General features: G+C 58.1%; 16 protein-coding genes and 5 pseudogenes. 10 read left to right on the top strand and 11 right to left on the bottom strand.

The window, feature by feature from the left end; genetic code table 11:
• Positions 1–43: 43 nt before the first annotated feature.
• From ACYZT2_RS18480 to ACYZT2_RS18470, 3 genes and pseudogenes are all read right to left on the bottom strand, one after another.
• Positions 44–496: a hypothetical protein gene (locus ACYZT2_RS18480; RefSeq protein WP_461966248.1), complete on the bottom strand. Its 453-nt coding sequence runs from the start codon at positions 494–496 to the stop codon at positions 44–46.
• A 258-nt stretch (positions 497–754) separates the two neighbouring features.
• Positions 755–2,164: a DUF3298 domain-containing protein gene (locus ACYZT2_RS18475; RefSeq protein ID WP_461966246.1), complete on the bottom strand. Its 1,410-nt coding sequence runs from the start codon at positions 2,162–2,164 to the stop codon at positions 755–757.
• A 1,116-nt stretch (positions 2,165–3,280) separates the two neighbouring features.
• Positions 3,281–3,656: pseudogene (locus tag ACYZT2_RS18470) on the bottom strand (transposase); the annotation flags it as partial.
• Positions 3,657–3,712: 56 nt separating this feature from the next.
• Between ACYZT2_RS18470 and ACYZT2_RS18465 the strand changes: the two are divergent.
• The 4 genes and pseudogenes from ACYZT2_RS18465 to ACYZT2_RS18450 all read left to right on the top strand — a co-directional run.
• A pseudogene (locus ACYZT2_RS18465) lies at positions 3,713–3,959 on the top strand (antitoxin Xre/MbcA/ParS toxin-binding domain-containing protein); the annotation flags it as partial.
• 245 nt (positions 3,960–4,204) lie between these two features.
• Entirely contained in the window at positions 4,205–7,024 is a 2,820-nt protein-coding gene (locus ACYZT2_RS18460) for a TrlF family AAA-like ATPase (RefSeq protein ID WP_461966244.1), read from the top strand.
• Between the two features lie 375 nt (positions 7,025–7,399).
• The gene (locus ACYZT2_RS18455; protein ID WP_461966242.1) at positions 7,400–9,439 is read left to right on the top strand and encodes an oxidoreductase; all 2,040 of its coding nucleotides are present in this window, start codon (positions 7,400–7,402) and stop codon (positions 9,437–9,439) included.
• A 171-nt stretch (positions 9,440–9,610) separates the two neighbouring features.
• Positions 9,611–10,534: a 1-aminocyclopropane-1-carboxylate deaminase/D-cysteine desulfhydrase gene (locus tag ACYZT2_RS18450; protein ID WP_461966240.1), complete on the top strand. Its 924-nt coding sequence runs from the start codon at positions 9,611–9,613 to the stop codon at positions 10,532–10,534.
• A gap of 188 nt (positions 10,535–10,722) precedes the next feature.
• On the opposite strand, the gene ACYZT2_RS18445 is transcribed toward ACYZT2_RS18450, so the two are convergent.
• The 3 genes from ACYZT2_RS18445 to ACYZT2_RS18435 all read right to left on the bottom strand — a co-directional run bounded on the left by ACYZT2_RS18445 (position 10,723) and on the right by ACYZT2_RS18435 (position 13,522).
• Entirely contained in the window at positions 10,723–11,271 is a 549-nt protein-coding gene (locus ACYZT2_RS18445; protein WP_461966238.1) for a cytochrome b, read from the bottom strand.
• A gap of 189 nt (positions 11,272–11,460) precedes the next feature.
• Positions 11,461–12,288 carry a phosphonoacetaldehyde hydrolase gene (gene phnX, locus ACYZT2_RS18440; RefSeq protein ID WP_461966236.1) on the bottom strand — a complete coding sequence of 276 codons (828 nt, stop codon included), beginning with the start codon at positions 12,286–12,288 and terminating at the stop codon, positions 11,461–11,463.
• Positions 12,289–12,412: 124 nt separating this feature from the next.
• A complete protein-coding gene (locus tag ACYZT2_RS18435) occupies positions 12,413–13,522 on the bottom strand; it encodes a 2-aminoethylphosphonate--pyruvate transaminase (protein WP_461966234.1) in 1,110 nt (369 codons plus the stop codon).
• Positions 13,523–13,635: 113 nt separating this feature from the next.
• On the opposite strand from ACYZT2_RS18435, the gene ACYZT2_RS18430 reads away from it, so the two are divergent.
• The gene (locus ACYZT2_RS18430; RefSeq protein ID WP_461966232.1) at positions 13,636–14,499 is read left to right on the top strand and encodes a LysR substrate-binding domain-containing protein; all 864 of its coding nucleotides are present in this window, start codon (positions 13,636–13,638) and stop codon (positions 14,497–14,499) included.
• Between the two features lie 121 nt (positions 14,500–14,620).
• Here ACYZT2_RS18430 and ACYZT2_RS18425 read toward each other — a convergent pair.
• A pseudogene (locus tag ACYZT2_RS18425) lies at positions 14,621–15,492 on the bottom strand (LysR family transcriptional regulator).
• A 284-nt stretch (positions 15,493–15,776) separates the two neighbouring features.
• On the opposite strand from ACYZT2_RS18425, the gene ACYZT2_RS18420 reads away from it, so the two are divergent.
• Both ACYZT2_RS18420 and ACYZT2_RS18415 read left to right on the top strand, forming a co-directional pair.
• A complete protein-coding gene (locus ACYZT2_RS18420; RefSeq protein WP_461966230.1) occupies positions 15,777–17,102 on the top strand; it encodes an MFS transporter in 1,326 nt (441 codons plus the stop codon).
• Positions 17,103–17,112: 10 nt separating this feature from the next.
• Complete coding sequence (locus tag ACYZT2_RS18415; RefSeq protein ID WP_461966228.1) at positions 17,113–18,504, top strand: FAD-dependent oxidoreductase; 1,392 nt, start codon at positions 17,113–17,115, stop codon at positions 18,502–18,504.
• A 3-nt stretch (positions 18,505–18,507) separates the two neighbouring features.
• Here ACYZT2_RS18415 and ACYZT2_RS18410 read toward each other — a convergent pair whose 3' ends face one another.
• A complete protein-coding gene (locus ACYZT2_RS18410; RefSeq protein WP_461966226.1) occupies positions 18,508–19,932 on the bottom strand; it encodes a type VI secretion system Vgr family protein in 1,425 nt (474 codons plus the stop codon).
• 231 nt (positions 19,933–20,163) lie between these two features.
• Between ACYZT2_RS18410 and ACYZT2_RS18405 the strand changes: the two genes are divergently transcribed.
• Positions 20,164–20,868, top strand: coding sequence for a YebC/PmpR family DNA-binding transcriptional regulator (locus ACYZT2_RS18405; protein WP_461966224.1), 705 nt, complete (start codon positions 20,164–20,166; stop codon positions 20,866–20,868).
• A 131-nt stretch (positions 20,869–20,999) separates the two neighbouring features.
• On the opposite strand, the gene ACYZT2_RS18400 is transcribed toward ACYZT2_RS18405, so the two are convergent.
• Positions 21,000–22,301 carry a leucine-rich repeat-containing protein kinase family protein gene (locus ACYZT2_RS18400; protein ID WP_461966222.1) on the bottom strand — a complete coding sequence of 434 codons (1,302 nt, stop codon included), beginning with the start codon at positions 22,299–22,301 and terminating at the stop codon, positions 21,000–21,002.
• Between the two features lie 263 nt (positions 22,302–22,564).
• Positions 22,565–22,804: pseudogene (locus ACYZT2_RS18395) on the bottom strand (anti-sigma factor); the annotation flags it as partial.
• Between the two features lies 1 nt (position 22,805).
• Between ACYZT2_RS18395 and ACYZT2_RS18390 the strand changes: the two are divergent.
• Positions 22,806–23,518 (top strand): annotated as a pseudogene (locus ACYZT2_RS18390) (catalase family peroxidase); the annotation flags it as partial.
• Positions 23,515–24,060 (top strand): cytochrome b, encoded by a 546-nt coding sequence (locus ACYZT2_RS18385; protein ID WP_461966220.1) that lies wholly within the window; start codon positions 23,515–23,517, stop codon positions 24,058–24,060. The pseudogene ACYZT2_RS18390 and the gene ACYZT2_RS18385, both read left to right, overlap by 4 nt.
• A gap of 135 nt (positions 24,061–24,195) precedes the next feature.
• On the opposite strand, the gene ACYZT2_RS18380 is transcribed toward ACYZT2_RS18385, so the two are convergent.
• A complete protein-coding gene (locus tag ACYZT2_RS18380) occupies positions 24,196–25,395 on the bottom strand; it encodes an MFS transporter (protein ID WP_461966218.1) in 1,200 nt (399 codons plus the stop codon).
• Between the last annotated feature and the right edge of the window lie 86 nt (positions 25,396–25,481).

Here is a 25,481-nt window from a genome sequence, read left to right as displayed (position 1 = left end):
TCGACCACGTCGGGCACGACCTGATCATCAAGGCTCTGGAACATCACCAGATGCCGAAATGGTTATCACCATATAACTTCCACATTGCCTCTGACTCAAATTGACTTTCATACCAGCAACAGATACTTTGACGGCCGCGAGTCTTTTCTCGCATAAGCCTCAGTCTGTTATCTGATATCAAACTCCACTCTTTCATCCAGCCCGACAACTCCTCAGGCACACCATCTCTATCAAGAGCGCTATCTTGCCTCGCGGATCGAAAATGAGATTCAATCATCTCATGAAACTTTCTGGGTAGATGGCCTTCTAATGGATCGCTATTTTTAAAAAAGGCAATTGGAGAAAGAAATAATGTGCACGTATCAAGAAGATGGATAAATTTCTCAAGACTCATGTATCGCCAAAGTACAACATCACTGGAAATCCCTTCATCAACAACTATCTTATTCTTAACAAAGAAGCCCACATTGGCGTGCGGCGCACTTTCAAAATCCATAATATTTCACCTAAACTGACAAGCCATCTACCGATTTTTTAATTAGAGCAAATCTGGAGCAGCGTTGATACCGATGAAGATGGTCCCATACGGCCGCTTCCGTACCGATTGGCCACCAGAAAAAACGTCTATCCAAATTTTGACAGCCGGCTAACCTTTTACTCATCCTGCGCGCTATCTCTTTTTTCATTAAAATTACTCAAACGCAAACAAGGCCGGGAGCCTGCGTTTCTGCAGATAAAACCGTCAATCTTTGCTCTATAGAATGTAAGCCAACGGACCACTCAAACTGACCAGGCCTCTTAAGTCATCCAGGCTCAACCGTATAGTCACAATTCCGTTTGCTCCGGCGGTAGCTTGATACTCTGAAAAACACAAATACAGGTAGCTGCTATCAAAATAATAACACTGATTATCAGATACAGTCTCAAACCAGTTGTCAGGTATCGTCTTAGCTAGCTCCGCACTGGCCATCGAATTTATTTTACTGGCGTAACCCGACCGAAAGAGATCTTTAAACTCAACAGGCTCGCCGTTTCGTATATTTATATTCATACTAACGACTTCATTGTGTGCGGCCGCTGCACCATGGCCAAAAAAATAACCTTCTGCAACAATACTTAAAACATCTTCGTCGATCGAAGCACTCTTAATATGCATAATACGATCTTCGGTGCCATCAAAATTTTCATTTATACCTATCTGATTCTGAATCTGTGAGTTTATTTTTTTCTCCAGAGAGGTATTATTCAACCCAGACACCTCAACATATTCAAGTTCTATACTAGCCACACCAAAATTTGTACCAGGTGTATAGTCCTTTAGATGTTTACTGATCTTGTGATACTCAAGCTTTGGTTGATAAGAGACGGGAGGGCCTGGAGGTACATGTTGCTTAGATGCTGGCTCACTGGATTGTTTCGTCATCATGTTTTCTGCAGGGTTCGTCCAAAAAACTGCTGCAAATACGGCGAGTGCACCACCAGCTCGTAGCCAACCGCCCAATTTGATCTCAATAAACCCAGACATTACGGCCACAACACCAGCAGCAGACAGCGCGGCAACGAGTCGAAAAATTATGTATTGGAAATCAGTTGGAGTCGGCAGCAATATTGCAATAGCAACAATAGCTATTAGAAACACCACACCAAAAACGAAAGAAATTCCTATTCGGACGCCGGGGGTCATCGTAAATCCCTCTCGATTATCAAGGCCGTAGGTTGGCAAACTACTTTCGACTAAGCTTTGACGCAACGAGCAGATGAGGGGGTTCTTCAAGTACTTTTTGCAAAGCCGCTGCATATTCGCGTACTCAGTACTGGATGGCCTATAGTCACCGCCAATGCCCAACTTCTCGAAGCCTACCTGCAAAAGTGTAAAATGCTGTGGCATAGTTTGCAGTATCGCATAACAGTCCTCAGCGAAACCCTGCGCCCATAAGCCATCACCATGAGCACCTAGCAAACTGCTATTGCCGACGAATTCCTCGCAATAATTATAGTATTTAGCGCCCTTTCGTTGTACCTCTAAGAGAGCAGGGGTTGCAACCGCTGCATCCCACTCACCTTGAGTTGTAAGTACATACTTAGTAAGAGCGTCAACGTAGCGAGATTTAAGGTCCGCGAGCTTATTCTTGGCGAGAACAACGTCCTGCTCTTTTGTGTTCAAGTCTATCGCCTTCTTAACACGTTCATCGTCTAGTTTGTTGCAAGGCCATGGTTAACAGCATCGTGATATCTTTATTATCAACACCAGCGGTGACAAAAAACTGCGTGCTAGGACATTGCCGTGCGACAATCAATGCAACATCGGTGGATGTGATGACTTTTTTTGAAGCTCTTAGCGCTTGTAAATGGCTCTCTATCCTTGCGAGATCCATTGCGCTAGGCAACCAGCTCCGTATTTTTGCTGTCTGCTCGAGAAAATCTCTAAAGTTTCCACCTATCATTCCGCGCGCCCCTCTGTGACCTGAATAGCTAACGCAAGTAAGGTTCTAATGTCGGAATTATCAAGCCCTCTATAAGCCCACTGACCGGCAGAAGGGCAATACTTCTTTACTAATTCCGCCCATTTAGCCGTGTCTAGACCATTTCCGGATCTAGAATATCTCACGGCTTCTGACGATATATTAAGTACTTGAATATGGTTGGGTTCGTGAGGTGAGGTGCCAAATTTCATCCTGATCCTGTACGCTAAATCCATCAGTCGCTCCCTGTTGATAACAAACCGCCATGATAGCATCAGGCCTTCTCCCGATTGAATCCTCCCCGGGAGATTCGATTTCATATCTAGATTGGCTAGGTCGTTGACCAACGCAGAGGGTTTTCAGGAGCTCGCTGCATCGGAACGCGAGCTGTGATTATTGGTGTCGCCGAGTTGTTCATTCGATTGGAGCTCAAGTGGGGCGTGACACAGGGCCAAATTATTGCAACGGCCGCGGACGCACCTGCCACTCCACATTTTGACTCGCTCGAAAGATTCTCAGGGCCACTCGGAGCGGCTGAAGGCGAATGTCCGTATATGGCTCCTCCTCATTGCAAGCCCCGTTGCTTTGGCTCCCGTGCCGACTGCACACGTATATTCGGCCTCTAAATACGGCATCGTTTCGATGCAGGGCCATGATGGGCTATTCGCGCGCCGGCTCCCGATCGCTTTTTCGTGCTTTTCGCACTTGGACATTCGAGGGTTTTGCCGACGCCGGTTCGACCGGTTTGCCATCGTTCAGGTTGCTTCGCAATCGTGGTTAAGAGTTGTTTCTCTCGTAGAACACGTCGGGTAAATAGATCAGGCCGCTGCCTGATTCGGTTGGTAATCAGTGCCGTGACGCAGCATCGCCCAAGCCATGCGTGCAGTTTTGTTGGCCAGCGCAATAGCGGCCACATTGGGATGCGATCGCTCGGCTAAACGAACGGCCCACTGGCTGAGCCGATCCTCTTTGGATTTGGCTGTGCGTAGCGCCGAGCGTGCGCCATGCACCATCAATGTTCGCAGATACGTATCACCGCGCTTGCTGATACCGAGTAGTCGATCCTTACCACACAGAACTGTGTTGCCTCGGTGTCAGTCCCAGCGAGGCGGCAAACTGTCGGCCATTGGCAAACTGACGGGCACCGAGAGCGACGACGAGCGCTGTGGCGATCATTGGACCGACACCGCGCAGAGCTGTTGAAGGCGAACGGCGGACGGCTCCTGACAAGGGTATCAGCAGGCTCTAACACCCTCAACACCCGGTTGGCTCGCGGTCAGCGCCTGAGCGTAAGCGAGAGTGATCGCCTGTTTCGTCTTGCGCACATCACAGCCATGGCCGAGGTGCTCTTTGGCGACAGCCAAAAAGCCCAGCGCTGGCTCAGCAAAGCCAAGGCACGCTTTTTGGGTAACCCCCCCTTTGCGCTGCTCTCCACCAGTCAGGGTATGCCTGGTGGAAGAGATGCTAATTCAAGTAGCGGAAGGGGTGGCATTTTAATAGTGTGGGGGGAAGTGCGGTTGCTGGAATCACCATCCACGGGGACAGTAAGGCCAACCTGGGCTGGCCGGCCGCGGGTCATCTGTCGGCTCCACTAACCCGGCACCGGGGCCACGGGGGGTATCGGCTTTCCACCCGGGGTGTGTATCGTGGTTTCAAATCGGTGGTTGTGAGTGAAGCCCTTCATCCACGCTAAATACTGCTGACATCAATTGCAAAAGCTCGCGAGAGAAAAAGGAGGTCGGGTGAGCGAATATCGAGGCATGCGCTGGTTCAAAACAGATTTTCAGGTGCAGACACCAGAAGACAACAAGCACTGGGCAGATGATGACTTGCGTCTATTGAGCCCTCGGCGACCCCTTCAAAACGGTGTGCCTGACGAGCAAGACATTCAGAGTAAAGCCAAGCGCTTTCTTACAAGATGTCATGAGCTTGAACTGGAAGTGATTGGCATCACCGACCACAACTTCGCGGAAAAATCCGAGCCACGCGACTGGTTCCTCACCCACCTGGTTGAGCAGAATAAATCGGTTGCCAAGGAGCTTGGCCGTGCGCCCCTTTTCATTCTGCCCGGTTTTGAAGTCGACATCGGCTACCACGTCTTATGCCTGTTCGATCCGGCTACCAAAATGCGCCACGTGCAGCGCGTCAACATGATCCTGATCAAGTTGGGTTTGGCGGAGAACCAGCGCTTCAAGGGGGGAGAACCAGCAGCGCTTCGCCGAGGCGAGCAGACGATCAGCTTGAAAACCTTGCTCGATACGGTGCAGAAGGAGCATGGCGGAATTGTGATCGCGGCGCATGCCGATCAGCAGGATGGTTTGCTGTCCGCCTCGCGGAATATTGATGACTATCAATTACCAGGCTTGCTCGCGTTAGAGTTGACCGGCTACCCCATTTCAGAGAAATACCGCTCCATTCTCCAGGGGCGCAACAAGGATTGGTCGCGCGCCGGCCTACAACCAGCCTATGTGCAGTCCTCGGATGCAAAGTCGCTGAAAGCAGATGCAGAAGGCCGCCCCTTACCGAATGCGCTGGGTTATCGTCACACGTGGGTCAAGTCGTCCAAACCGTCGATTGCCTCGCTACGGCAAGCGTTTCTGGATGGAAAATCACGACTTCGACTGCAACTCCTACGTCCCTCCGATGAGCAAACCCATCCGCGGATCGTGTTCCTGAAGTGCCAGGGACTCAAATTCCTCGCCGACCTGGAAATCCACTTTTCACCGAATCTCAATACCTTGATTGGTGGGCGAGGGACGGGAAAGTCTACGGCGCTGGAACTCCTTAGGTTCGCGTTCGGCCGGGATCAAGGCGATACCTTCTCGGACTCGACGCGTGCGAAGTTCGATCGGGTAAAAGCCACCTACACCGATGACTCTGAAATTCAGGTGGGCTGGGAAAGTGTTCCAGGTCAGGTCGATATTATCTCGCTGAAGCCTCCGCAGGGGCATGCACTGCTGCAAGGAGAAGCCCACGACCTCGCGGTGTACCTGCGACAGCTACCTGTTCAGTTCTACAGTCAGCAGCAAATCAGTGAGCTAACCGGAGTCCATGGTGGCGGCAGTCTGCTGACGATGATTGATGAGGCTTGCTCAGCAGAGCTTCAAGGACTCAAAGGCCAAGAGGACACTTTGCATGCCGAGATCCAGCAACTGTTCGCGGCCATGGATCAGCTCAGCGCCTTGAACACGGAGGTCAAGGTCCTCAATCAAGAGCTCCAGGAATTGAACCGCCAGTGGCAAGCTCGCAGTGAGGTGTTGGAGGAGGCTCAACTTTACCAGCGAGCGGAAACTGCTCGGCGTTACGTCGAACAGGTCAAAAGCCAAGTGACTGAGGATATCAATCGTTTGAGCGCGCTGGCTGGTGAGCTTTCTTCTCGTGGCATTTTGAATGACGGACAGGTTGAGGCATGGCCCAAAGCTGACTGGTTCAACAAGTTGACTCAAGAGGCGGGCACGCTTAGGGGAAACTACCAGGCACAGGTGGCGGCACTTGCGAAGCAGATGAACCAAGACGCGACCCAATTATTTGAACAAGGGGACGGGTGGGGTCACGTATCGAAGGAGTTGGATGGAACCAAAGAAGCCTTTCTTTCGGCGTGTCACGAACGTGGTTTACAACCACAAGATGTCGCGCGATTGCAGGAAATTGACAAGGCCCGTCAGGCCAAGCAGCTATCGTTGCAAGAAAAGAAAAAGCGCCTGGAGGTACTTGCTCCGCAACGCGATCGCCTGAGTGCTGCGTTACACGACATGAGCCTGCTGTGGGTTCGTCAGTTTACGCTTCGCCAGCGTGTTGCCGCAGAGATCAGTGACAAGGCTCGAGGCTCTATTCGTGTGCTGATTCAGCAAATGGCGGATGATCAAGGCTTTCTTCAAGCATGGAACCTCATGGCGCCCGATGGTCGCAGTCGGTTAGGCCGGGCATGGGAGCACATTGGCAAGGTGTTGTTTGAAAGTTTTCTGCAACACCTGAGAGAAGTTGAGCCCGAGGCTGATTCGCCCTGGCTGCATATTCGAGAAGTCCTTGCCGAAGAACGTCAGTTGCCGTTACCCCTGCTGGAGTATAAGGCAGAGCTAAAACTCTACTTCAACGAACAAAAGCATCAATGGCGCAATGCCCGGCTAACCCGGGTTGAAGAGCGAGTCGATATTGAGTTGTACCGGGCGGATCGAACGTTGGTGGGAAGCGTGCAGAGCAATACCTTGTCAGAAGGGCAGCGCAACACGGCGGTGTTGAATTTGCTGTTGGCCAAAGGGGAAGGGCCAATCATCATTGACCAACCAGAAGACGAATTGGATTCCAATTTCATCTATCGAGAGTTGGTGCCACTGCTGCGCCAAGTGAAGAACCAGCGTCAGTTAATCTTGGCCACGCATAACGCCAACTTGCCGGTGAATGCCGACACGGACCTGGTATATGCCTTGGAGGTTGCGCAGGGTCGAGGTGCTAGGCTTGCTGCGGGAGGGCTCGATCAGACAGATACCACGACCGCGGTGCTCGATATCATGGAGGGATCCGCAGAAGCTTTTAAGCGTCGACTCGATAAATACAACTTCTAGGGTGTAGAGCTCGGCGTTCGGTTGTTCAGCGCTGCACCGCGGAAATTCTTCTAGCTATGGCCCGACATCACGACATAAACCTTCACAAACGGCGCCATGCTGGCGTTTAAAGTTTTCGCGGCACGGCCGGCTATGGTTGGCTGATTCCATTCTTAATGAAAAGAATTCCAATCGTAGTGAAAACTCATGGCAGGGTTCGCGACTAGGGTAGGGCTCATGCCCGCGCTTGCCAAGGGGCGCTGCACATTTGGATCAATAAGTTGTCAGTTACGGTCATTGAGTGACAGCGGTGCGACTCTTAGTCTGTCGAACATGACTGACGGGGGCCGAAGAGCTCCTGCACTTTTTCCGTGATCGCTCGTTGTGGAGTTACCGATGGCCGCCGCTCATTACCCGCACCTGTTGGCCCCGCTGGACCTGGGTTTTACCACGTTGCGCAACCGCACCCTGATGGGCTCGATGCACACGGGCCTCGAGGAAAAGCCCGGCGGTTTCGAGCGCATGGCTGCGTATTTCGCCGAGCGTGCCCGTGGCGGGGTAGGCCTGATGGTCACCGGCGGTATCGGCCCGAACGATGAGGGCGGGGTTTACTCCGGCGCGGCCAAACTCACTACCGAGGAAGAGGCGCTCAAGCACCTGATCGTCACCCGGGCAGTGCACGAGGCGGGCGGCAAGATCTGCATGCAGATTCTTCATGCCGGACGTTATGCCTACAGCCCGAAGCAGGTGGCACCGAGCGCGATTCAGGCGCCGATCAACCCGTTCAAGCCTAAAGAGCTGGACGAGGAAGGCATCGAGAAGCAGATCAGCGATTTCGTCACTTGCTCGACCCTGGCGCAAAAAGCCGAGTACGACGGCGTCGAGATCATGGGCTCCGAAGGTTATTTCATTAACCAGTTCCTCGCGGCCCACACCAACCATCGCACTGACCGCTGGGGCGGCGCTTACGAAAACCGCATGCGCCTGCCGGTGGAAATCGTCCGCCGGGTGCGCGAAGCGGTCGGCCCGAACTTCATCATTATCTTCCGCCTGTCGATGCTCGACCTGGTGGAAGGCGGCAGCAGTTGGGAAGAGATCGTGCAATTGGCCAAGGCCATCGAGCAGGCCGGTGCGACGATCATCAACACCGGCATCGGCTGGCACGAAGCGCGGATTCCGACCATCGCCACCAAGGTGCCGCGTGCGGCGTTCAGCAAGGTCACGGCCAAGCTGTGTGGGGAGGTAGGAATTCCGCTGATCACCACCAACCGCATCAACACCCCGGAAGTGGCCGAGCAGATTCTGGCCGAAGGCGATGCCGACATGGTGTCCATGGCGCGGCCGTTCCTCGCTGACCCGGATTTCGTCAACAAGGCTGCGGCCGGTCGTGGCGATGAAATCAATACCTGCATCGGGTGCAACCAGGCGTGCCTGGATCACACCTTTGGCGGCAAGTTGACCAGTTGCCTGGTGAACCCGCGGGCTTGCCATGAAACCGAACTCAATTACCTGCCGGTGCAGCAGATCAAGAAAATCGCCGTGGTCGGTGCCGGGCCTGCCGGTTTGTCCGCCGCGACCGTGGCTGCTGAACGTGGTCATCAGGTGACGTTGTTCGATTCGGCCGGCGAAATCGGCGGCCAGTTCAACATCGCCAAGCGCGTGCCGGGCAAGGAAGAGTTTTTCGAAACCCTGCGCTATTTCAACCGCAAGTTGCAGACCACCCACGTCGAGCTGTGCCTGAACACCCGTGTGGACGTGGCGCAGCTGGTCGAGGGCGGTTACGACGAAATCATCCTGGCGACCGGCATCGCACCGCGGGTGCCGGCGATTCCGGGCGTTGAGCATGCCAAGGTGCTGAGCTATCTGGACGTAATCCTGGAGCGCAAACCGGTGGGCAAGCGCGTCGCGGTGATCGGCGCCGGCGGTATCGGTTTCGACGTGTCGGAATTCCTCGTTCACGAGGGCGTGGCCACCAGTCAGGACCGCGAAGCGTTCTGGAAGGAGTGGGGCATCGATACACACCTCGAAGCGCGCGGCGGTGTTGCAGGCATCAAGGCTGAGCCGCATGCGCCGGCCCGTGAAGTGTTCCTGCTGCAACGCAAGAAGTCCAAGGTCGGCGACGGCTTGGGCAAAACCACTGGCTGGATTCACCGCACGGGACTTAAGAACAAGCAGGTGCAGATGCTCAACAGCGTCGAGTACCTGAAGATCGACGACGAAGGCCTGCACATCCGCATCGGCGAAAGCGGTGAACCGCAGATTCTGCCGGTGGACAACATCGTGATCTGCGCCGGACAGGATCCGTTGCGTGAGTTGCAGGACGGTCTGGTCGCGGCCGGGCAGAACGTGCATTTGATCGGCGGCGCGGACGTGGCGGCGGAGCTGGATGCCAAGCGCGCGATCAATCAGGGTTCGCGGTTGGCGGCTGAGTTGTAATACGCAGGTTTAACATGCCAATGGCCATCGCGAGCAGGCTCGCTCCCACAGGTTTTGTGGTGTTCACGTATTTTGTGACCGACGCAAATCCAATGTGGGAGCGAGCCTGCTCGCGATGGGTTCCTTTGAGCGACTAGAATGCGGGCTCTTTCTCAGAACAATCAGGCGTCAATGCTTTCTCCTCCTGCCTACTGGCTACCCCAAGCCCCTCTCGAATCCCTTCACCTCGACTGGCTCGCCACTGCCGGCATCGACGTCGCGATCCTGCGTCTGGACCAGATCGACCCGCTGATCAGCGGCAACAAATGGTTCAAACTCATCGAACACCTGAAAGCCGCCGACCAGACCGGCGCCCAAGGCATCATCAGCCTGGGCGGTGCTCATTCCAACCATCTCCATGCATTGGCCGCTGCAGGCAAACGCTTTGGTTTCACCACGGTCGGCCTGCTGCGCGGGCATCCGCAAGAAACACCGACGGTAAAGGACTTGCAGGCGTTCGGCATGCACTTGCACTGGTTGGGTTATGGCGGTTATCGAGCGCGGCACGAGCCAGGCTTCTGGGCGCCATGGCGGGAGCAATACCCCGAGCTACATCCAGTGCCGGAAGGTGGTGGCGGCTTGCTTGGGGCAAAGGGCTGCATGCGACTGAAGGAGATGGCCTGCGAGCAACTGAGCGCTCTAAGCTGGAGCAATTACGATGGCTGGTGGCTGGCCTGCGGAACGGGCACCACCTTGGCCGGTCTGGTTCTGGCCGAGTGGGGTGAGCATCCGGTGTATGGCGCGCTGGCGGTGCCTGACGATCATGGTGTGGCGCAGCAGGTCGAGATGATTGTCCGCGAGGCAGGTTTGCAGGACCCGGTTTATGAACTGTTCGACGCCAGCGGTGGCGGTTTTGCCAAAGTCGACCCGCCGTTGCTGGCGTTCATCGAGCAAACCGAACAGGTCAGCGGCATTCCCCTCGAACCGCTGTACACCGGTAAAGCACTGCTGGCGCTCAAGCAGCAAGTCGAGGCGGGTAAATTTACCCGGGGCACGCGGCTGATCTTCATCCACACCGGCGGCTTGCAGGGCCGCCGGGGTTTCAGTTCACTGTAGCAGCTGTCGAGCCTGCGAGGCTGCGTTCGGCTGCGCAGCAGTCGTGAATCCGGTTAATGCGGTCTGCCTGACATACCGTAATCTCTGATTTTACGACTGCTTCGCAGCCGTACGCAGCCTCGCAGGCTGCTACAGATCGCCTTATGGCTTAACTGACCACAGGGGGTCGGTGCTTTCAGTAGCCGGGCTCATCCGCGCTTGGGCATCATCCGCACCAAGGTGTTATCGCGCACCACATAGTGATGAGAAAGCCCGGCCACGGCGTGCAGTCCGATCAGCCAATAGCCGATCGTCCCGCCGAGCACATGCCAGCCCTCAAGCTCCTTGGCCAACGGTTTGTTTTCTTCGATCAGCAACGGCAAGTCAATGCCATAGAACATCACCTGATGCCCCTCGGCGCTGGTAATCAGCCACCCCAGAATCGGCATGGTGATCATGAAAAAATACAGCGCCCAATGCATCAGTTTGGCGAGCAGGGTTTGCCAACGAGGCGAGGCAGGGAAGATCTGCGGTGCCGGCCCCAGGCTGCGGGCGAACAGCCGCAGCCAGACCAGCACGAACACCGTCAGGCCGAGCATGAAGTGCGCTTCCTTGATCAGCGTCCGGCCGTCACTGCCTTTGGGAAAGATCCCGCGCAATTCGATACAGGCGTAAACCACTATCAACAGCACCAGCATCAACCAGTGCAGCGCGATCGATACGCTGCTATAGCGTGATTCGGAATTCTTCCAGGGCATACGGTGTTCCTCACAGGTCTGGTCTGAAGTCACCGTTCTTGTTCGACGGCGTGGGTTAACTGTAATCCTGTTTTGCCGGTTTGCTTGAGGCGAATGGTCTGTTCAATGCTCTGGATCAAGTGTTCGGCCACAAAAAAGCGCCAGTTCCGTTAAAGGAGCTGGCGCTTTTTTATGACGCGAGAAGTGCAATCAGTTGGTTTGCGGCATCTCGCCGTTGGCCAGGCGCTTGTTGATGTCGGCGATTACCTCGGGCAAGTCGGTGATGGTGTCGATCATGTAGTGCGGCCGCGAGCCTTCGAACATCGCGTGAATGCGCTTGCGTTCGCTGGCCAGTTTATCGCTGCTCAAGGCGCGATAGCCTTCGTAGTTCAGACCCAGCGCGTTGCCGGAACAGATCAGCGCCACGGTCCACATGCCGGCGCGGCGACCTTCGAGAATGCCCGGCACCGTGTCGTCGATTTTCACGCAGGCTGCGACGTCGTCGATGCCCAGGGCGATCACGTTGGCCAATGCCTGAGCCGGCCAAGGGCGACCGTTGGGTACTTCGTCGGTGGCGACCACGTGATCGGCGACGTAACCGTTGGTGGCGGCCAGTTCGACCACTTTGTCCATGACCTGTTTCGGGTAGCCGGAGCACGAGCCGATCTTGATCCCTTGTTGACGCAGGTTAGCGATGGTGTCCAGGGCACCGGGGATCAGTGCCGAGTGTTCGGCGATTTTTTCGATCTGCAGTGGCATGAAGCGTTTGTAAATGGCGGTGACGTCATCGTCGGTCGGGGTGCGACCGAACACTTGGCGGTAACGCTCGGCGACTTGCGGCTGATCGCACAGGGTACGAATGTGGTCCCACTTGCCCATGCCCATCGGCCCGCGGGCTTCTTCGATGGAAACCTGGACGTCGAACTCGGCGAAGGCTTCGACGAAAATCTGCGTTGGCGCGAAAGAGCCGAAGTCGACTACGGTGCCGGCCCAGTCGAGGATGGCGGCCTGGAGTTTGGTTGGATTTGCATAGTTCATATGGGTGTCCCTTGTAGGAGCGAGGCTTGCCCGCGAAGAACGATAACGAGGTTTTAATGACGGACCGTGTCGTCTGCATTCGCGGGCAAGCCTCGCTCCTACAGGGACGGCGGTGTCTGTTAATTTAGGTTTCGAGTACTTCCATCTCGCGCAGCACCTCGGCGACTGCCGCCACGGCCGCGTGCATGTCGGCCTGGTTGACGTGGCCGATGCAGCCGACGCGGAAGGTATCGACTTGGGTCAGTTTGCCGGGGTAGAGGATGAAGCCTTTGGCCTTGACCCGCTCGTAGAATTCCTTGAACTGATAGCGCGGGTCTTTCGGCGCGTGGAAGGTGATGATGATCGGCGCCTGGATCGCTGCGGGCAGGAAGCTGCGCAGCCCCAGTTTGGCCATGTCATCAAGCAGCACCTGGCAGTTATTGGCGTAGCGTTGATACCGTGCGGGCAAGCCGCCTTCTTCGTTGTATTGCAGCAGCGCTTCGTGCAGTGCCGCGACCACGTGGGTCGGCGGGGTGAAGCGCCATTGGCCGGTCTTGGCCATGTAGGTGTGCTGGTCGAACAAGTCCATCGCCAGTGAGTGCGAGTTACCGGCGGCATTGGCCAGCGCTTCTTTGCGCGCAAAGACGAAGCCCATCCCCGGCACACCTTCCAGGCATTTGCCCGAGGCGGCGATCAGTGCGTCGAATGGCACGTCTTGGGCGTCGATCGGCAGGGCGCCAAACGAGCTCATGGCGTCGATGATCAGGTGTTTACTGTGTTGCTTGATGACGTGGGCGATTTCCGCCAGCGGGTTGAGGATGCCGGTGCTGGTTTCGCAGTGAATCAGCGCGACGTGGGTAATGCTGGCATCGGCCCGCAGCAGGCGGTCGACGTCGGCGGCGGTGGTCGGTTCGTCTTCGGCGGTTTCAAAGGTGCTGAACGAACGGCCGAGCACTTCGCAGATTTTCGCCAGACGTTTGCCGTAGGCGCCGTTGATCAGTACCAGCACTTTACCGTCGCGAGGCACCAGTGTGCCGATGGCTGCTTCGACCGCGAATGTGCCGCTGCCTTGCAACGGCACGCAGTGATGGCTGTCGCCGCCGTTGATGATCGTCAGTAGCTGTTCGCAGAGGCTGGCGGTCAGTTGATTAAAGCGGTCATCCCATGAACCCCAGTCGACCATCATCGCCTGACGGGTGCGGCTCGATGTGGTCAATGGGCCGGGGGTGAGCAGGATCGGCTCGGCAGTGCTCATTCATGTGTCCTCGCAAAAGCTCAGTGGGATGAAGCTACGGGACATAAATTGCAATTCGGTGAGCTATCAATCAAATTGTTTGTTGTTATGCCAGCCATCAGTGAGGGTTATTCATGAATCTGTTCCAGCTACGCGCCTTCGACGCCGTGGCCCGCGAAGGCAGCTTCACCCGCGCCGCCGAGCGCCTGTTCATCAGCCAACCGGCCGTCACCGGGCACATCAAGGCGCTGGAGGAGCACTACCAGATCACTTTGCTGCGACGCACCGCGCGGCGCGTCGAGCTGACAGAAGAGGGCACCAAACTGGCGGCAGTTACGCGAGCGATGTTTGGCCTGGCTGAAGAGGCGCAGGTGATGCTGGAGGCCAACCGGCAGTTGCTGACCGGCCGCCTGGAAGTGGCGGCGGACGGGCCGCACATGGTCATGCCGATGCTCGCCAGTTTGCGTGCGCGTTATCCGCGAATCACCGTGAACCTGCGGTTGGGCAATGCTCAGGAAACATTGGCAGCGTTGTTGTCGGAGCATGCCGACGTGGCGGTGCTGACCGAGGTGGAGCCGCGCAAGGGGCTGCACCTGCAAGCGTTGAGCGAGTCGAGGATTTGCGCGTTGGTGCCTGCTGGGCATCCGTGGGCGCAGAAGTCGAAAGGGGTACAGCTCAAGGAGCTGGATCAGGTGATCATGGTCTTGCGTGAGCCGAGTTCGATTACCCGACGCACGTTCGACGAGGCGTGCGCTCAGGCCAAGGTCAATCCACGGGTGTTGCTGGAACTGGACAGTCGCGAGGCCGTGACCGAGGCGGTGGCCGCAGAATTGGGCGTGGGCGTGGTGTCGTCGGTGGAAGTCAGCCACGATCCGCGGGTGGCGGCGGTGCCGATTATTGGCGAGGGGTTGGTCAATCGGCACATGATTGGGTGCATGGAACGGCGACGGGATTTGCGCTTGATACAGGCGTTTTTTGGGTTGGCGCCTGGCAGATAGACCGAGGTGCCTGCATCGCGAGCAGGCTCGCTCCCACAGGGGATCTATGTGGATCACAAATTATGTGACCAATGAAAAACCAATGTGGGAGCGAGCCTGCTCGCGATGAGGCCGGACCTGCCTACAGACTCTCGCGAACCATCTCCAGAAACGTCGCCACCACCCGCCGCGAACTCTGTTCGCGCAAGCACACGAGGGTCTCCGTCAGCCGCCGTGTGCAATCGGTAATCGGCAACGCGCACACCCGCGAATCCGCGCCGAATTCAGCGGCCGACACCACCCCCACGCCAATCCCGACCACCACCGCCTCGCGCGCCGCTTCCCGGCCTTCGACTTCAATCGCCGGGCGGATGCGAAAGCCGGCCCGGGTCATTTCCTCTTCCAGGGTTTGCCGCGTCACCGAGCCGATTTCCCGCAGCACCAACGGCGTCTCGTCCAGATCCGCCAGGCAGATGAATTCGCGATCGGCCCACGGATGATGGCGTGAAACGAAGGCCACCATCGGGTCATTGCGCAGCGGCAACGAGAGCAAACGATCGTCGCTGACATCGCGCCCCAACAGGGCCAGGTCGGCTTGATAGTTGAATAACCGAAACAGCGACTCATCGGTGTTGCCGGTTTCAATCTTCACGCTGATGCCGGGGTAGCGCTCGCAGAACCGCGCAATCTGCGGCAGCACATGCACCGGCGCATCCACCGCCAGAATCAAGCTGCCGGTTTGTAACGCCTGAGACGCGTGAAGCAACTCCTGCGCCTCGGCCTCGATGACGAACAGCCGCTGGGTGATGCTCAACAGGCGTTCGCCCAGATCGGTCAGGCGCACGGAGCGCTTGTTGCGATGGAACAGCAACACACCGAAACGCTCTTCGAGCTTGCGCACCTGGTCGGAAATCGCCGGTTGGGTCAGAAACAGCCGCTCGGCGGCCCTGGTAAAGCTTCCGTGTGGACCGCGACGGCGTGGAAGGCTTTGAGCTGGGCGTGGGATACCGACATCGAACTCTCCAGTAACGAGCTTAGCCAGTAACAAGCTGAGCTTATATTTGAAATACGATAAATCGATTTCACTTATTAATCAGTAATTGTTTTTATCCGCTTCAGCCCCAGTGACTGTTCAGTCGAACAGCACGGTGGCCATGAGCCCATGCGTGCAACCAGCAGGACTCATCTGACCGGTATCGCCTCAGGGAACAGGCGATACCGCAGTGCTCAACAATAAAAAACACAGGCGTTTTCTTCCAATTCTGCCGGCACACTCACACCCTGAGGTCAGAACCACAATGAACAGTCCCATCGGTACCATCAAGCGTTGGCGCGTGCAGATTTTCGCCATTACCTGGCTCGCGTATGCCGCTTTCTATTTCACCCGCAAAGCCTTTTCCGTGGCCAAACTGGGGATCGCCGAAGACCCCGACTTCACCCTCGACAAAATGGCCATGGCCAACCTCGACGCCATCTACCTGGCGGCTTACGCCATCGGGCAATTCACCTGGGGCATTCTCGCCGATCGCTTCGGCCCAAGGGTTGTGGTGCTCGGCGGATTGCTGATTTCCGCGGTGGCCGCGCTGGTGATGGGCAGCTTTGCGACGTTGCCGATTTTCGCCACGTGCATGCTGATTCAAGGGCTGGCGCAGTCCACCGGATGGTCGGGGCTGTGCAAGAACATCGGCAGTTTCTTTCCTGCTGAGCAGCGTGGGCGAGTGCTCGGTTTATGGAGCTCCTGCTACGCCTTTGGCGGGCTGGTGGCTTCACCGTTTGCGGGTTGGTGGGCGTATACACTGATCGGCACCTGGCACGCAGCGTTCATTTCCAGTGCGGCGGTGGTTGGGCTGGTCGCCGTGCTGTTTTTTATTTTCCAGCGTAACAAACCAGAAGACGTTGGCTTGCCAGCGGTCGAACCGGAACCTGCATTAACTGCCGAAGAGGCGCTCGCTCAAAGCAAGATCAGCATCCTGGAGCCGCTGCGGGAAATCCTGCGCAACCGTACGGTGTTGGTATTGGGGCTGGCGTACTTTCTGTTGAAACCGGCGCGCTACGCGATTCTGTTGTGGGGGCCGGTGATTGTCTTCGAGCAAATGCCCACAGTGGGCAAGGTCGGCGCAGCGATCATTCCCACCGCGTTCGAACTGGCAGGGCTGCTGGGACCGATCCTGCTGGGACTGGCCTCGGACAAACTGTTCGGCGCCCGACGCATGCCGGCCTGTGTGCTGAGCTTGTTGGCACTCACCGTTTCCCTGGCGCTGTTCATGGGCGCCCTGCATACCGGCAGCGTATTGCTGGTGGTGGCACTTTTGTTCGTCATGGGCCTGACCCTGTACGGACCTGACTCGATGATCAGCGGCGCGGCAGCCATCGATTTCGGTACCGCCAAGGCCGGTGCCACGGCGGCGGGCTTCGTCAACGGTTGCGGCTCGGTCGGGGCGATTCTCGGCGGGCTGTTGCCGGGGTACTTCGACTCGGTCACGGTGTTCATCGTCTTTGCCGGCTGCGCATTGTTCTCCGCTCTGGTGCTGATTCCTTACTGGAACAGCCGCCCGGCTGGTCTGCGTCCGGAAAGTGCATGTGTGCCTAATCAATCGATGACCGTAAAACCCCTGCGTACATAAGGATTACCCCATGAGACCTTACTGGCTGGAACAGGCGTTGGCGGCCGAGTCCTGCGCGCCGTGCGAACCTTTACCAGGTGATGCCCGCGCCGACGTCTGCATTGTTGGTGGCGGCTACACCGGGTTGTGGACCGCAATCATGCTCAAGCAGCAGAACCCCGAACTCGACGTGCTGCTGATCGAAGCGGACATCTGCGGTGCCGGTGCCAGTGGGCGCAACGGTGGTTGTGCGCTGTCGTGGTCGGCCAAGTACTTCACCCTGGAACGGCTATTCGGCGTCGAAGAGGCCGTGCGCTTGGTCAAGGAGTCCGAGCGCAGCATCCACGCCATCGGCGCCTTTTGCGAACAGTACGCGGTGGACGCCGATTACCGCCTCGACGGCACGCTCTACACCGCTACCAACCGCGCCCAATGCGGCTCGACCGACGCGGTGATCGCGGCGCTGGAGCGCAACGGCATCAACTCTTTCACCCAGCGGCCACTGGCGGATGTGCAACGCATGGCCGGTTCCAGCAAACACCTGGAGGGCTGGTTTTCCCCGGCTGCTGCGAGTGTTCAGCCGGCCAAACTGGTACGCGGCTTGCGCCGGGTGGCCTTGCAGTTGGGGGTGAAGATTCATGAAAACACCGCGATGACCGGCCTGGTGGAGGGCAAGCCTGCGGGGATTAAAACCCCCAATGGCACGGTCCGCGCCGACCGGGTGGTGCTGGCGATGAATGCCTGGATGGCCCGGGCGTTTCCACAGTTCGAACGCAGTGTGGCGATTGTTTCCAGCGACATGCTGATCACCGAACCGCGGCCGGATTTGCTTAACGAGATCGGTTTGACCAGCGGCGTGACAGTGCTCGATTCGCGGATTTTCGTGCACTACTACCACAACACTCCAGACGGTCGAATCATGCTCGGCAAGGGCGGCAATACCTTCGCCTACGGTGGGCGAATGCTGCCGGTGTTCGATCAGCCGTCGCCCTATGCCGGCCTGTTGCAGCACAGCCTGAGCGAATTTTTTCCAGCGTTCGCCAAGGTCAAGGTCGAGGCCACCTGGAACGGGCCTTCGGATCGCTCGGTGACGGGGTTGCCGTTCTTCGGCCAGATGAGCGCCAGCGGCAATGTGTTCTACGGTTTCGGTTACTCCGGCAGCGGCGTCGGGCCTTGCCATATGGGCGGGCAGATTCTCGCCTCGATGGTGCTGGGGCTGGACAATACCTGGACCCGCTCGCCGTTGGTGGATGGCCCGTTGGGCTTTTTTCCGCCGGAACCGATCCGTTATCTGGGTTCGCTGATGGTGCGCAACGCCATCCGCCGCAAGGAGCGCGCCGAGGATCACGGGCGTCGGCCAAGACACCTCGACGTGCGCCTGGCCAAGTTTGCCGCGGCGGCGGGCAAGGCCGACAAGGGATGAGGCTCAGGGGGCGAGATCCGAGCGGTTGACCAGCCAATCGAGCAGCAGACGGCCATCGCGGCGTGGCTCCGGAGCTGGGCGGGAAGGCTGGGTGTGGCCCATGCCGGCACACAAAACCGGCCGGTCCGGGTCGCTGTCGAGAAAGCTGACCAACACCTCGGTGCCGGCCATGGGCAATCTGGACGGATCGATCCGACCGTCCGGCGTTGCGAGGGCGACCGGTAGCCAGAGCCCATCGGATTCATCCGCCTCGAACGCTAGCCTCGGCCATAGCCTGACCTGTATCCGGCCCAAATCATCGAGCGCCGCGGCTTGCCCGACGGGGCCCAGCACTCGGGCGGTCTGATAGCCCGGGATGCTCGGCCTGGCTTGTTTGAGCGCCGGCCTGAAGACCGTTGACCAGGGAATGGCGGTGAACTGATTGCTGTAGCGCCGGGCAATTCCAGGCGGGTCCTCGGCGAGAATCGACGGCTGCTGCCCCCGGTGCCGGATATCGGTGAGCAGCCACTGATCATTGAAACTCGAGAGGGGATGCTGCGCCACCTGCAGGATCCGTCCACTGCGCAGTTCGCTGTGGTTGCTTTGGCCGTGAATTTGCCGTTGCTGGCAACGCAGGCGTTCCAGCAGTCGATGGCTGAGCTGGTCGCGATGAAGTTGTTCGGGGGCTGGGCGTGCCGTCGCCGGCCCCGTTCTGGTGAGCGGGTGGTTGGCCGCTCCATCGCCGATCACCCGCGCGCCGCGGTTTCTGGCCTCCCATCGTGCCGGGGCGAGGTCCGGGTCATGGCGCTGGAACAGTTCGCTGATGACTGGCAAGGCGGAGTCGTTGAGTGCGTCGTCCTGGAATGGCATCAGCAGCGGTTCCTGAGGGAAACTCAGGCTGTCATCGGCCAGCACCAGCACGTGTCCGTCGTGCTGATGTTCGAAGTGATAGTGGATGCCTTCTTCTTCACACAGCCGCTGCAGGAAGGCCAGATCGCTCTCATCGTACTGAATGCAAAAAGGTCGGGGCGGGTAGCAGCCGTTTACTAGTTCGAAGCGATAGCTGTGCTCGGGCAGCTGATGCTCCTCCAGCAACTGGCGCATGATCGCGGGCACGCTGAGACGATGAAACACCCGACGCGAACTGTGCCGATCCAAGTGTAGAAGATGGGGCGTCAGCACCAGGGAGTAGCCGACCCGGTGCGGGCCGCGATGTTCGCGACTGACGCTGTGGATCACGCCATGAATGCCCTGGTCTTCCGCCATCTTCAGAAATGCCGGTTGTTGCAGCCATTGGTCGAGGTGCATCGCCGGTGCGAGGCCGATCACGTCGATGTCGAATCGATAGGGCTGGTTGAGACCTTCACGGCCACTGAACTGCAACACCTGCAGACTCAAACCGCCGTCGAGGAGTGTCAGGGTGAAGGGGCTTTCCTTGTCGTTGTGCATCGAACGCGCTTCTGCCAGGGAGGATGGGCGCAGAGGGTACGAAACCACAGCCCTGAAGCGTCACCGCAAATCGACTTTTCAGAATCGCCCTACAAACACTGGTGAAGATGTCGATTCATCACGGGGTGAAGATCTTGGAATTTTTGGTCGATTGGCCTCTTTAGGCCGTATAAACTTGCGCCATGCGTCGGCCAATAGATGTCTCGGCGCCACAGATCAAGAGAGTGAGTAATGGGCGCACAGTGGAAGGTTAAACACAAAGAAGCGGCATCTAACGCCAAGGGCAAAATCTTCGGCAAACTGGTGAAAGAAATCACCATTGCTGCCCGTAACGGTGCCGATGTCGCCACTAACGCACACCTGCGTCTGGTGGTTGAACAGGCGAAAAAAGCCTCGATGCCCCGTGAAACCCTGGAACGCGCGATCAAGAAAGGCTCTGGCCAGCTCGGCGAAACCGTGCAATACCATCGCGTGACGTATGAAGGGTTCGCACCGCATCAGGTGCCATTGATCGTTGAATGCGTGACTGACAACATCAACCGCACCGTCGCTGAAATCCGCGTCGCGTTCCGTAAAGGCCAGTTGGGCGCTTCCGGTTCGGTGGCTTGGGACTTCAACCACGTCGGGATGATCGAGGCGTCCCCGGACAGCCCTGACGCCGATCCGGAAATGGCTGCGATCGAAGCCGGTGCCCAGGATTTCGAACCGGGTGAAGACGGCGCGACGCTGTTCCTGACCGAACCTGCGGACCTGGATGCGGTACAGAAAGCGCTGCCGGAGCAGGGTTTCACCGTATTGTCGGCCAAGTTGGGCTATCAGCCGAAGAACCCGGTCACTGGGCTGAGCGACGAGCAGATGGCAGAAGTCGAAGCGTTCCTTGAAGGCCTCGATAACCACGATGACGTGCAGGATATGTTTGTCGGGTTGGCGGGTTAAGTCTGTGTGTCATTGACGGCTTTTGTTGCCTGGCAGGCCATCATCGCGAGCAGGCTCGCTCCCACAGGAGATTTGTGAACGCCACAGATCAATTGTGGGAGCGAGCCTGCTCGCGAATGACCGCGTAGCGGTCACCAGCTGTTCAACTCCCGCACAACCTCGCTGAACCCCGGTCGCGCCAGCACATCCGGCTGACAGCAGCGCTGCTGCAATGCCTCTAACGCCTCACGCCCTTCATCGCTCAACCCCGAGTCGATCCGCTCCAGCAATTCCCCCAACAGGACCCCGAACGCCCGCACCTCTATCCGTTGCAGCGCGCGGCTTTCAAGGCCGTCCGAAGTGGCATGGAAAGACGCCGCGCCAAAGTCGCCCAACAGACAATCACCGTGCTCGTTCCACATGATGTTGTGACCATAGAGGTCGCCGTGAGTGATGCCTTGGCGGTGCAAATGTTCAGCCACCGAAGCAATACCACTGGCGATGCGCAGTGCCACGGCAGCGCTGAAACGGGTGTCGTCGGCGTAGACGTCGCGGGTGCAGGACGTCAGGCTCGGCAGCCCGGCCAGGTTGCGGTAACTCGGGTCGATCAGTTGCATCACCAGCCCGGCCTGCGCTTGCGGATGGCCGACGATCCGCCCTTCGACCCGGATCAGGTTGGGGTGGATGCGGGCGGTGATGCAGGCGTTCATTTCGTGCAGCGGCGAGCCATCGCTGGTCATTTCGCCTTTGTAGAGTTTTACCGCGACCTGTTTCGTCTGCTCCCACAACGCCTGATGAATAACTCCCGATGCTCCTTCGCCGAGTTTTTTCTCCAGGCTCAGTTGGGACCAGGGAATACTCGCCGTGGCTTCGAGGGCGGCGGCATCGGCTTCGGTTTCCAGCGGGTTACCGGCGTACGCCAGCCAGGTCAGGCTCGGCAGGGTCAGCAGCCACTCGGGAAGCTCGGTGAGCTGATTGGCGGCGATGCGGATCAGTTCGAGTCGATGGCAATGGTTCAGGCTTTCGGGGAGACGCTGTAACTGGTTGCCGGCCAGCATGAGCTTTTGCAGATGCGGGCGTTCACCCAGTTCGGTCGGCAGATCCGTGATGCAGTTATCGGTGAGGATTAGCCAACGCAACAGCGGCGGCAGGGCGGCGCCCGGCACGTTTTCGATGGCATTGGCCTTGAAGCCGATCATCGTCAGCGCGGCGCACTGGCCAATGCAGGCGGGCAGTTCGGTGAACAGGTTGTCCGAGCAGAACAGCACGCGTAAACGGGTCAGGCGGTGCAGGTCGTCCGGCAGGCTGCGCAAGGCGTTGCCACTAAGGTTGAGCACTTCCAGCGAGTCCGCCAGGTCGAAGATTTCCCGGGGGAACTCGGTGAGGCCGCAGGACAGATCCAGGCGGGTGATGCCCGACAGTTGGCCGGCGCGCAGTTGTGCGAGGGTATCCATGGGCAGGTTCGCTATTGATCAGGAGGAGGGCGTGGGGGCCTGGAAATGGGCGACATGATAGCGGGAAAGTTGTGGTGCTTGTCAGGCCGCCTTCGCGGGCAAGCCTCGCTCCTACAATGGTTTTGTGTTGTACCTCGATCCCTTGTAGGAGCGAGGCTTGCCCGCGAAGAACGATGACGCGTAATACCTGAAAAACCGCGGTGTATTCTTCGCGGGCAAGCCACGCTCCCACATTCGATTGGTGTTGTCTCCGTTTCCTGAGATCAAAACTTCAGCGTCTGTTTGAGCATCTGCGCGGCCGGCGTATCACTCGGGCTGACCATCGCGTAGTTGTACCCCGCCCCCGACCAGTACTCGGCCTGCAACTCGCCATCACTGCGACTACCGCGAGGCAGCAGAGTATTTTTCGGCCCGGGTGGACGGACGTAGAAGCTGATCTTGTGCCCACTCCGGTCCTCATAAACCACCATCGCCACCGGCCCTTGTTCGGTGCTGAGCAGCCGCCGCAGCCTGGCGTTGCGTTTTACCCAGGCAAACGGCCAGCAGTGGCGTACCGGGATGAACAGCATGCCGGTGTTCCCGGTGGGCACGCCCGAGGCGTTCTATCAGTTGCAACAAGCACAGTCACCGGATCCGGCGACCGGCACACCGAACCCGGCGGCTGTGCCGGCGTTCTTCGGTACTCATCCGGAAGCCGCGCGGTTTCTGGCCTGGATCAAAACTGCCAAACCCTCGGCCAGTTACGCAACGGAAACCTATAACAGCGTCAACGCGTTTTACCTGGTGAACGCGGTCGGGCAACGGCAGGCAGTGCGTTGGAGCATGACGCCAGTGGCTCGGGACGCGGCAGGCGCGACGGCCCCCGAGAGCGGAGATTTCCTTGAGAAAGATCTGGTGCAGCGTTTGTCTGCCGGGCCGCTGCGTTGGCAGTTGAACATCACCCTGCGAACCCCGGGGACCCGGTCAACGACGCGAGCAAAGCCTGGCCCGACGGCCGAAAAGTGCTGAACGCCGGCACGCTGGTGCTCGAAAGCATCCAGCCGCAACTCAATGGCGAATGCCGTGACATCAACGACCCGCTGGTGTTGCCCAGCGGTATCGAAGGCTCCGACGACCCGTTGCTCGCCGCTCGCTCAGCGGGTTACGCCCGTTCCTACCTGCGCCGCACCAGCGAAGTGAAGGAATTGCCCAACGCCAAACAGGAGCCCCGACAATGAGCGCTCAACCGAATCATTTCGCGCCATTGGCGCGGCTGCTGCACTGGTTGATGGCGCTGATGATCCTCTCGATGCTGTTTATCGGCGCGGGCATGGCGGCCTCGGTGTCCGAGCGTCATGAGTGGCTGATCAACCTGCATAAACCTTTGGGCGTTGCGATTCTATTGCTGGTAATCGTGCGCCTGGCCGTGCGGTTTTCGACTCGGCAACTACGGCTGCCGGCGGACCTGCCGGGTTGGCAAGCGCTCGCGGCCAAAGCTTCACCTATCTTGTTGTACGCCTTGATGCTGATTTTGCCGCTGCTGGGCTGGGCGATGATTTCGGCGGCCGGCGACCCGGTGATGCTCAGTAGTTCGCTGCAGTTGCCGTCGATCCTGCCGACGAATGCGCAAGTGTTTGCGTTCCTGCGCAAGGCGCATGGGTATCTGGCGTATCTGCGGTTTCTGACTGTGCTGCTGCATTTGGCCGGGGCGTTGTTTCACGGGTGGGTGCGCCGCGATGAGGTGCTGAACAGCATGTTGCGGGGTAAAGATCGCGGCTGATCCCAGCACGCGCAGCTAAATTCTGCGAATGTACGCGGTCAGTGTAGGAGCTGCCGCAGGCTGCGATCTTTTGATCTTAAAAATCGAAGGTGTCCCCAAGATCAAAAGATCGCAGCCTGCGGCAGCTCCTACGCGTCAGTGTGACGCCACTTCTACCGATTGGTCCTTCGTGGCCAACGTCAGCCACCAATAAATCAACGCCACGGCATTGATGCCCGCACCCAGCCAACACACCCCAATCCATCCCGCCCAGGCGTACATTGCCGTCGAACCGATAGAGCCTACGGCGCTGCCGATCGAGTAGAACAGCATGTAGCCGGCGGTGAGTCGGCTTTGCGCTTCGGGGCGCACGCTGTAGATCATGCTCTGGCTGGTAACGTGAACGGCTTGCAAACCCAAATCCAGCGTGATCACCCCAAGCAGCAGCGCCCATAGCGAGGATTGGGTGAATCCGATGGGCAACCATGAGGCGAGCATCAGCAGCAACGACAGTCCACTGGTCCATTGACCCAGCCCGCGATCGGCCAGATGCCCGGCGCGAGCGGCGGCCAGCGCACCGGCGGCTCCGGCCAGGCCGAACATCCCGATTTCGGTGTGGGAAAGTGAAAGCGGCGGGGCACTCAGCGGCAGCACCAAGGGTGTCCACAACACCATGGCGCTGGCGAAGGTCAGCAGGGCGAGCATGGCCCGTTGACGCAATACCGGTTCTTCCTTGAACAGCGTGAATACCGAGCCGATCAACGCAGCGTAAGCGCTAGCCGGTCGCGCATCTTCGTGCTTGGGCAGCACACGAAACAACAGCAGCGCCATCAGCAGGGTCAACCCGGCGGACAACAGATAAATCGAACGCCAACCGGCCAGATCGGCCATGCCGCCCGCCACTGTTCGTGCCAACAGAATGCCGACGACAATGCCGCTGGTGATCACGCCCACCACACGTCCACGTTGTGCCGGGATGGCCAGAGTCGCGGCGTAGGCCACAAGGACTTGCGTCACGACCGCCAGTAATCCGGTCAGCGCCATGCCGAGCAACAGCCAGATGCTGTTCAAGGCAAACGCGATCATCAACAAAGCCAAGGCCGACAGCAGGGTTTGCACGACGATCAGCCGGCGGCGGTTGAGCAGATCCCCTAGTGGAACCAACAACAACAGACCTACGCCATAACCGATCTGGGTAAGGGTGACGACGATACCGATGGTTGCCGGATCCATGGCGAAGGCTTCGGCCATGGCGTCGAGCAGCGGTTGTGCGTAATACACATTGCCGACGGCCAGGCCGCAGGCGACGGCAAACAGCAACACCACTGCGCCGCTTAACGGGTGGTCAGGTTTCATCACGGGCTCCCTTGTGTGGTTTCAAAATAAAACCAGTTGTACGTTAGGGAGTCTGGTTTTATATTGCAACCACATTTGTTGCCGGC

Source organism: Pseudomonas sp. MDT1-85 (assembly GCF_054898065.1).
The sequence above is the reverse complement of the archived record's forward strand: the minus strand, read 5'-3'. Positions and strand labels throughout refer to the sequence as shown.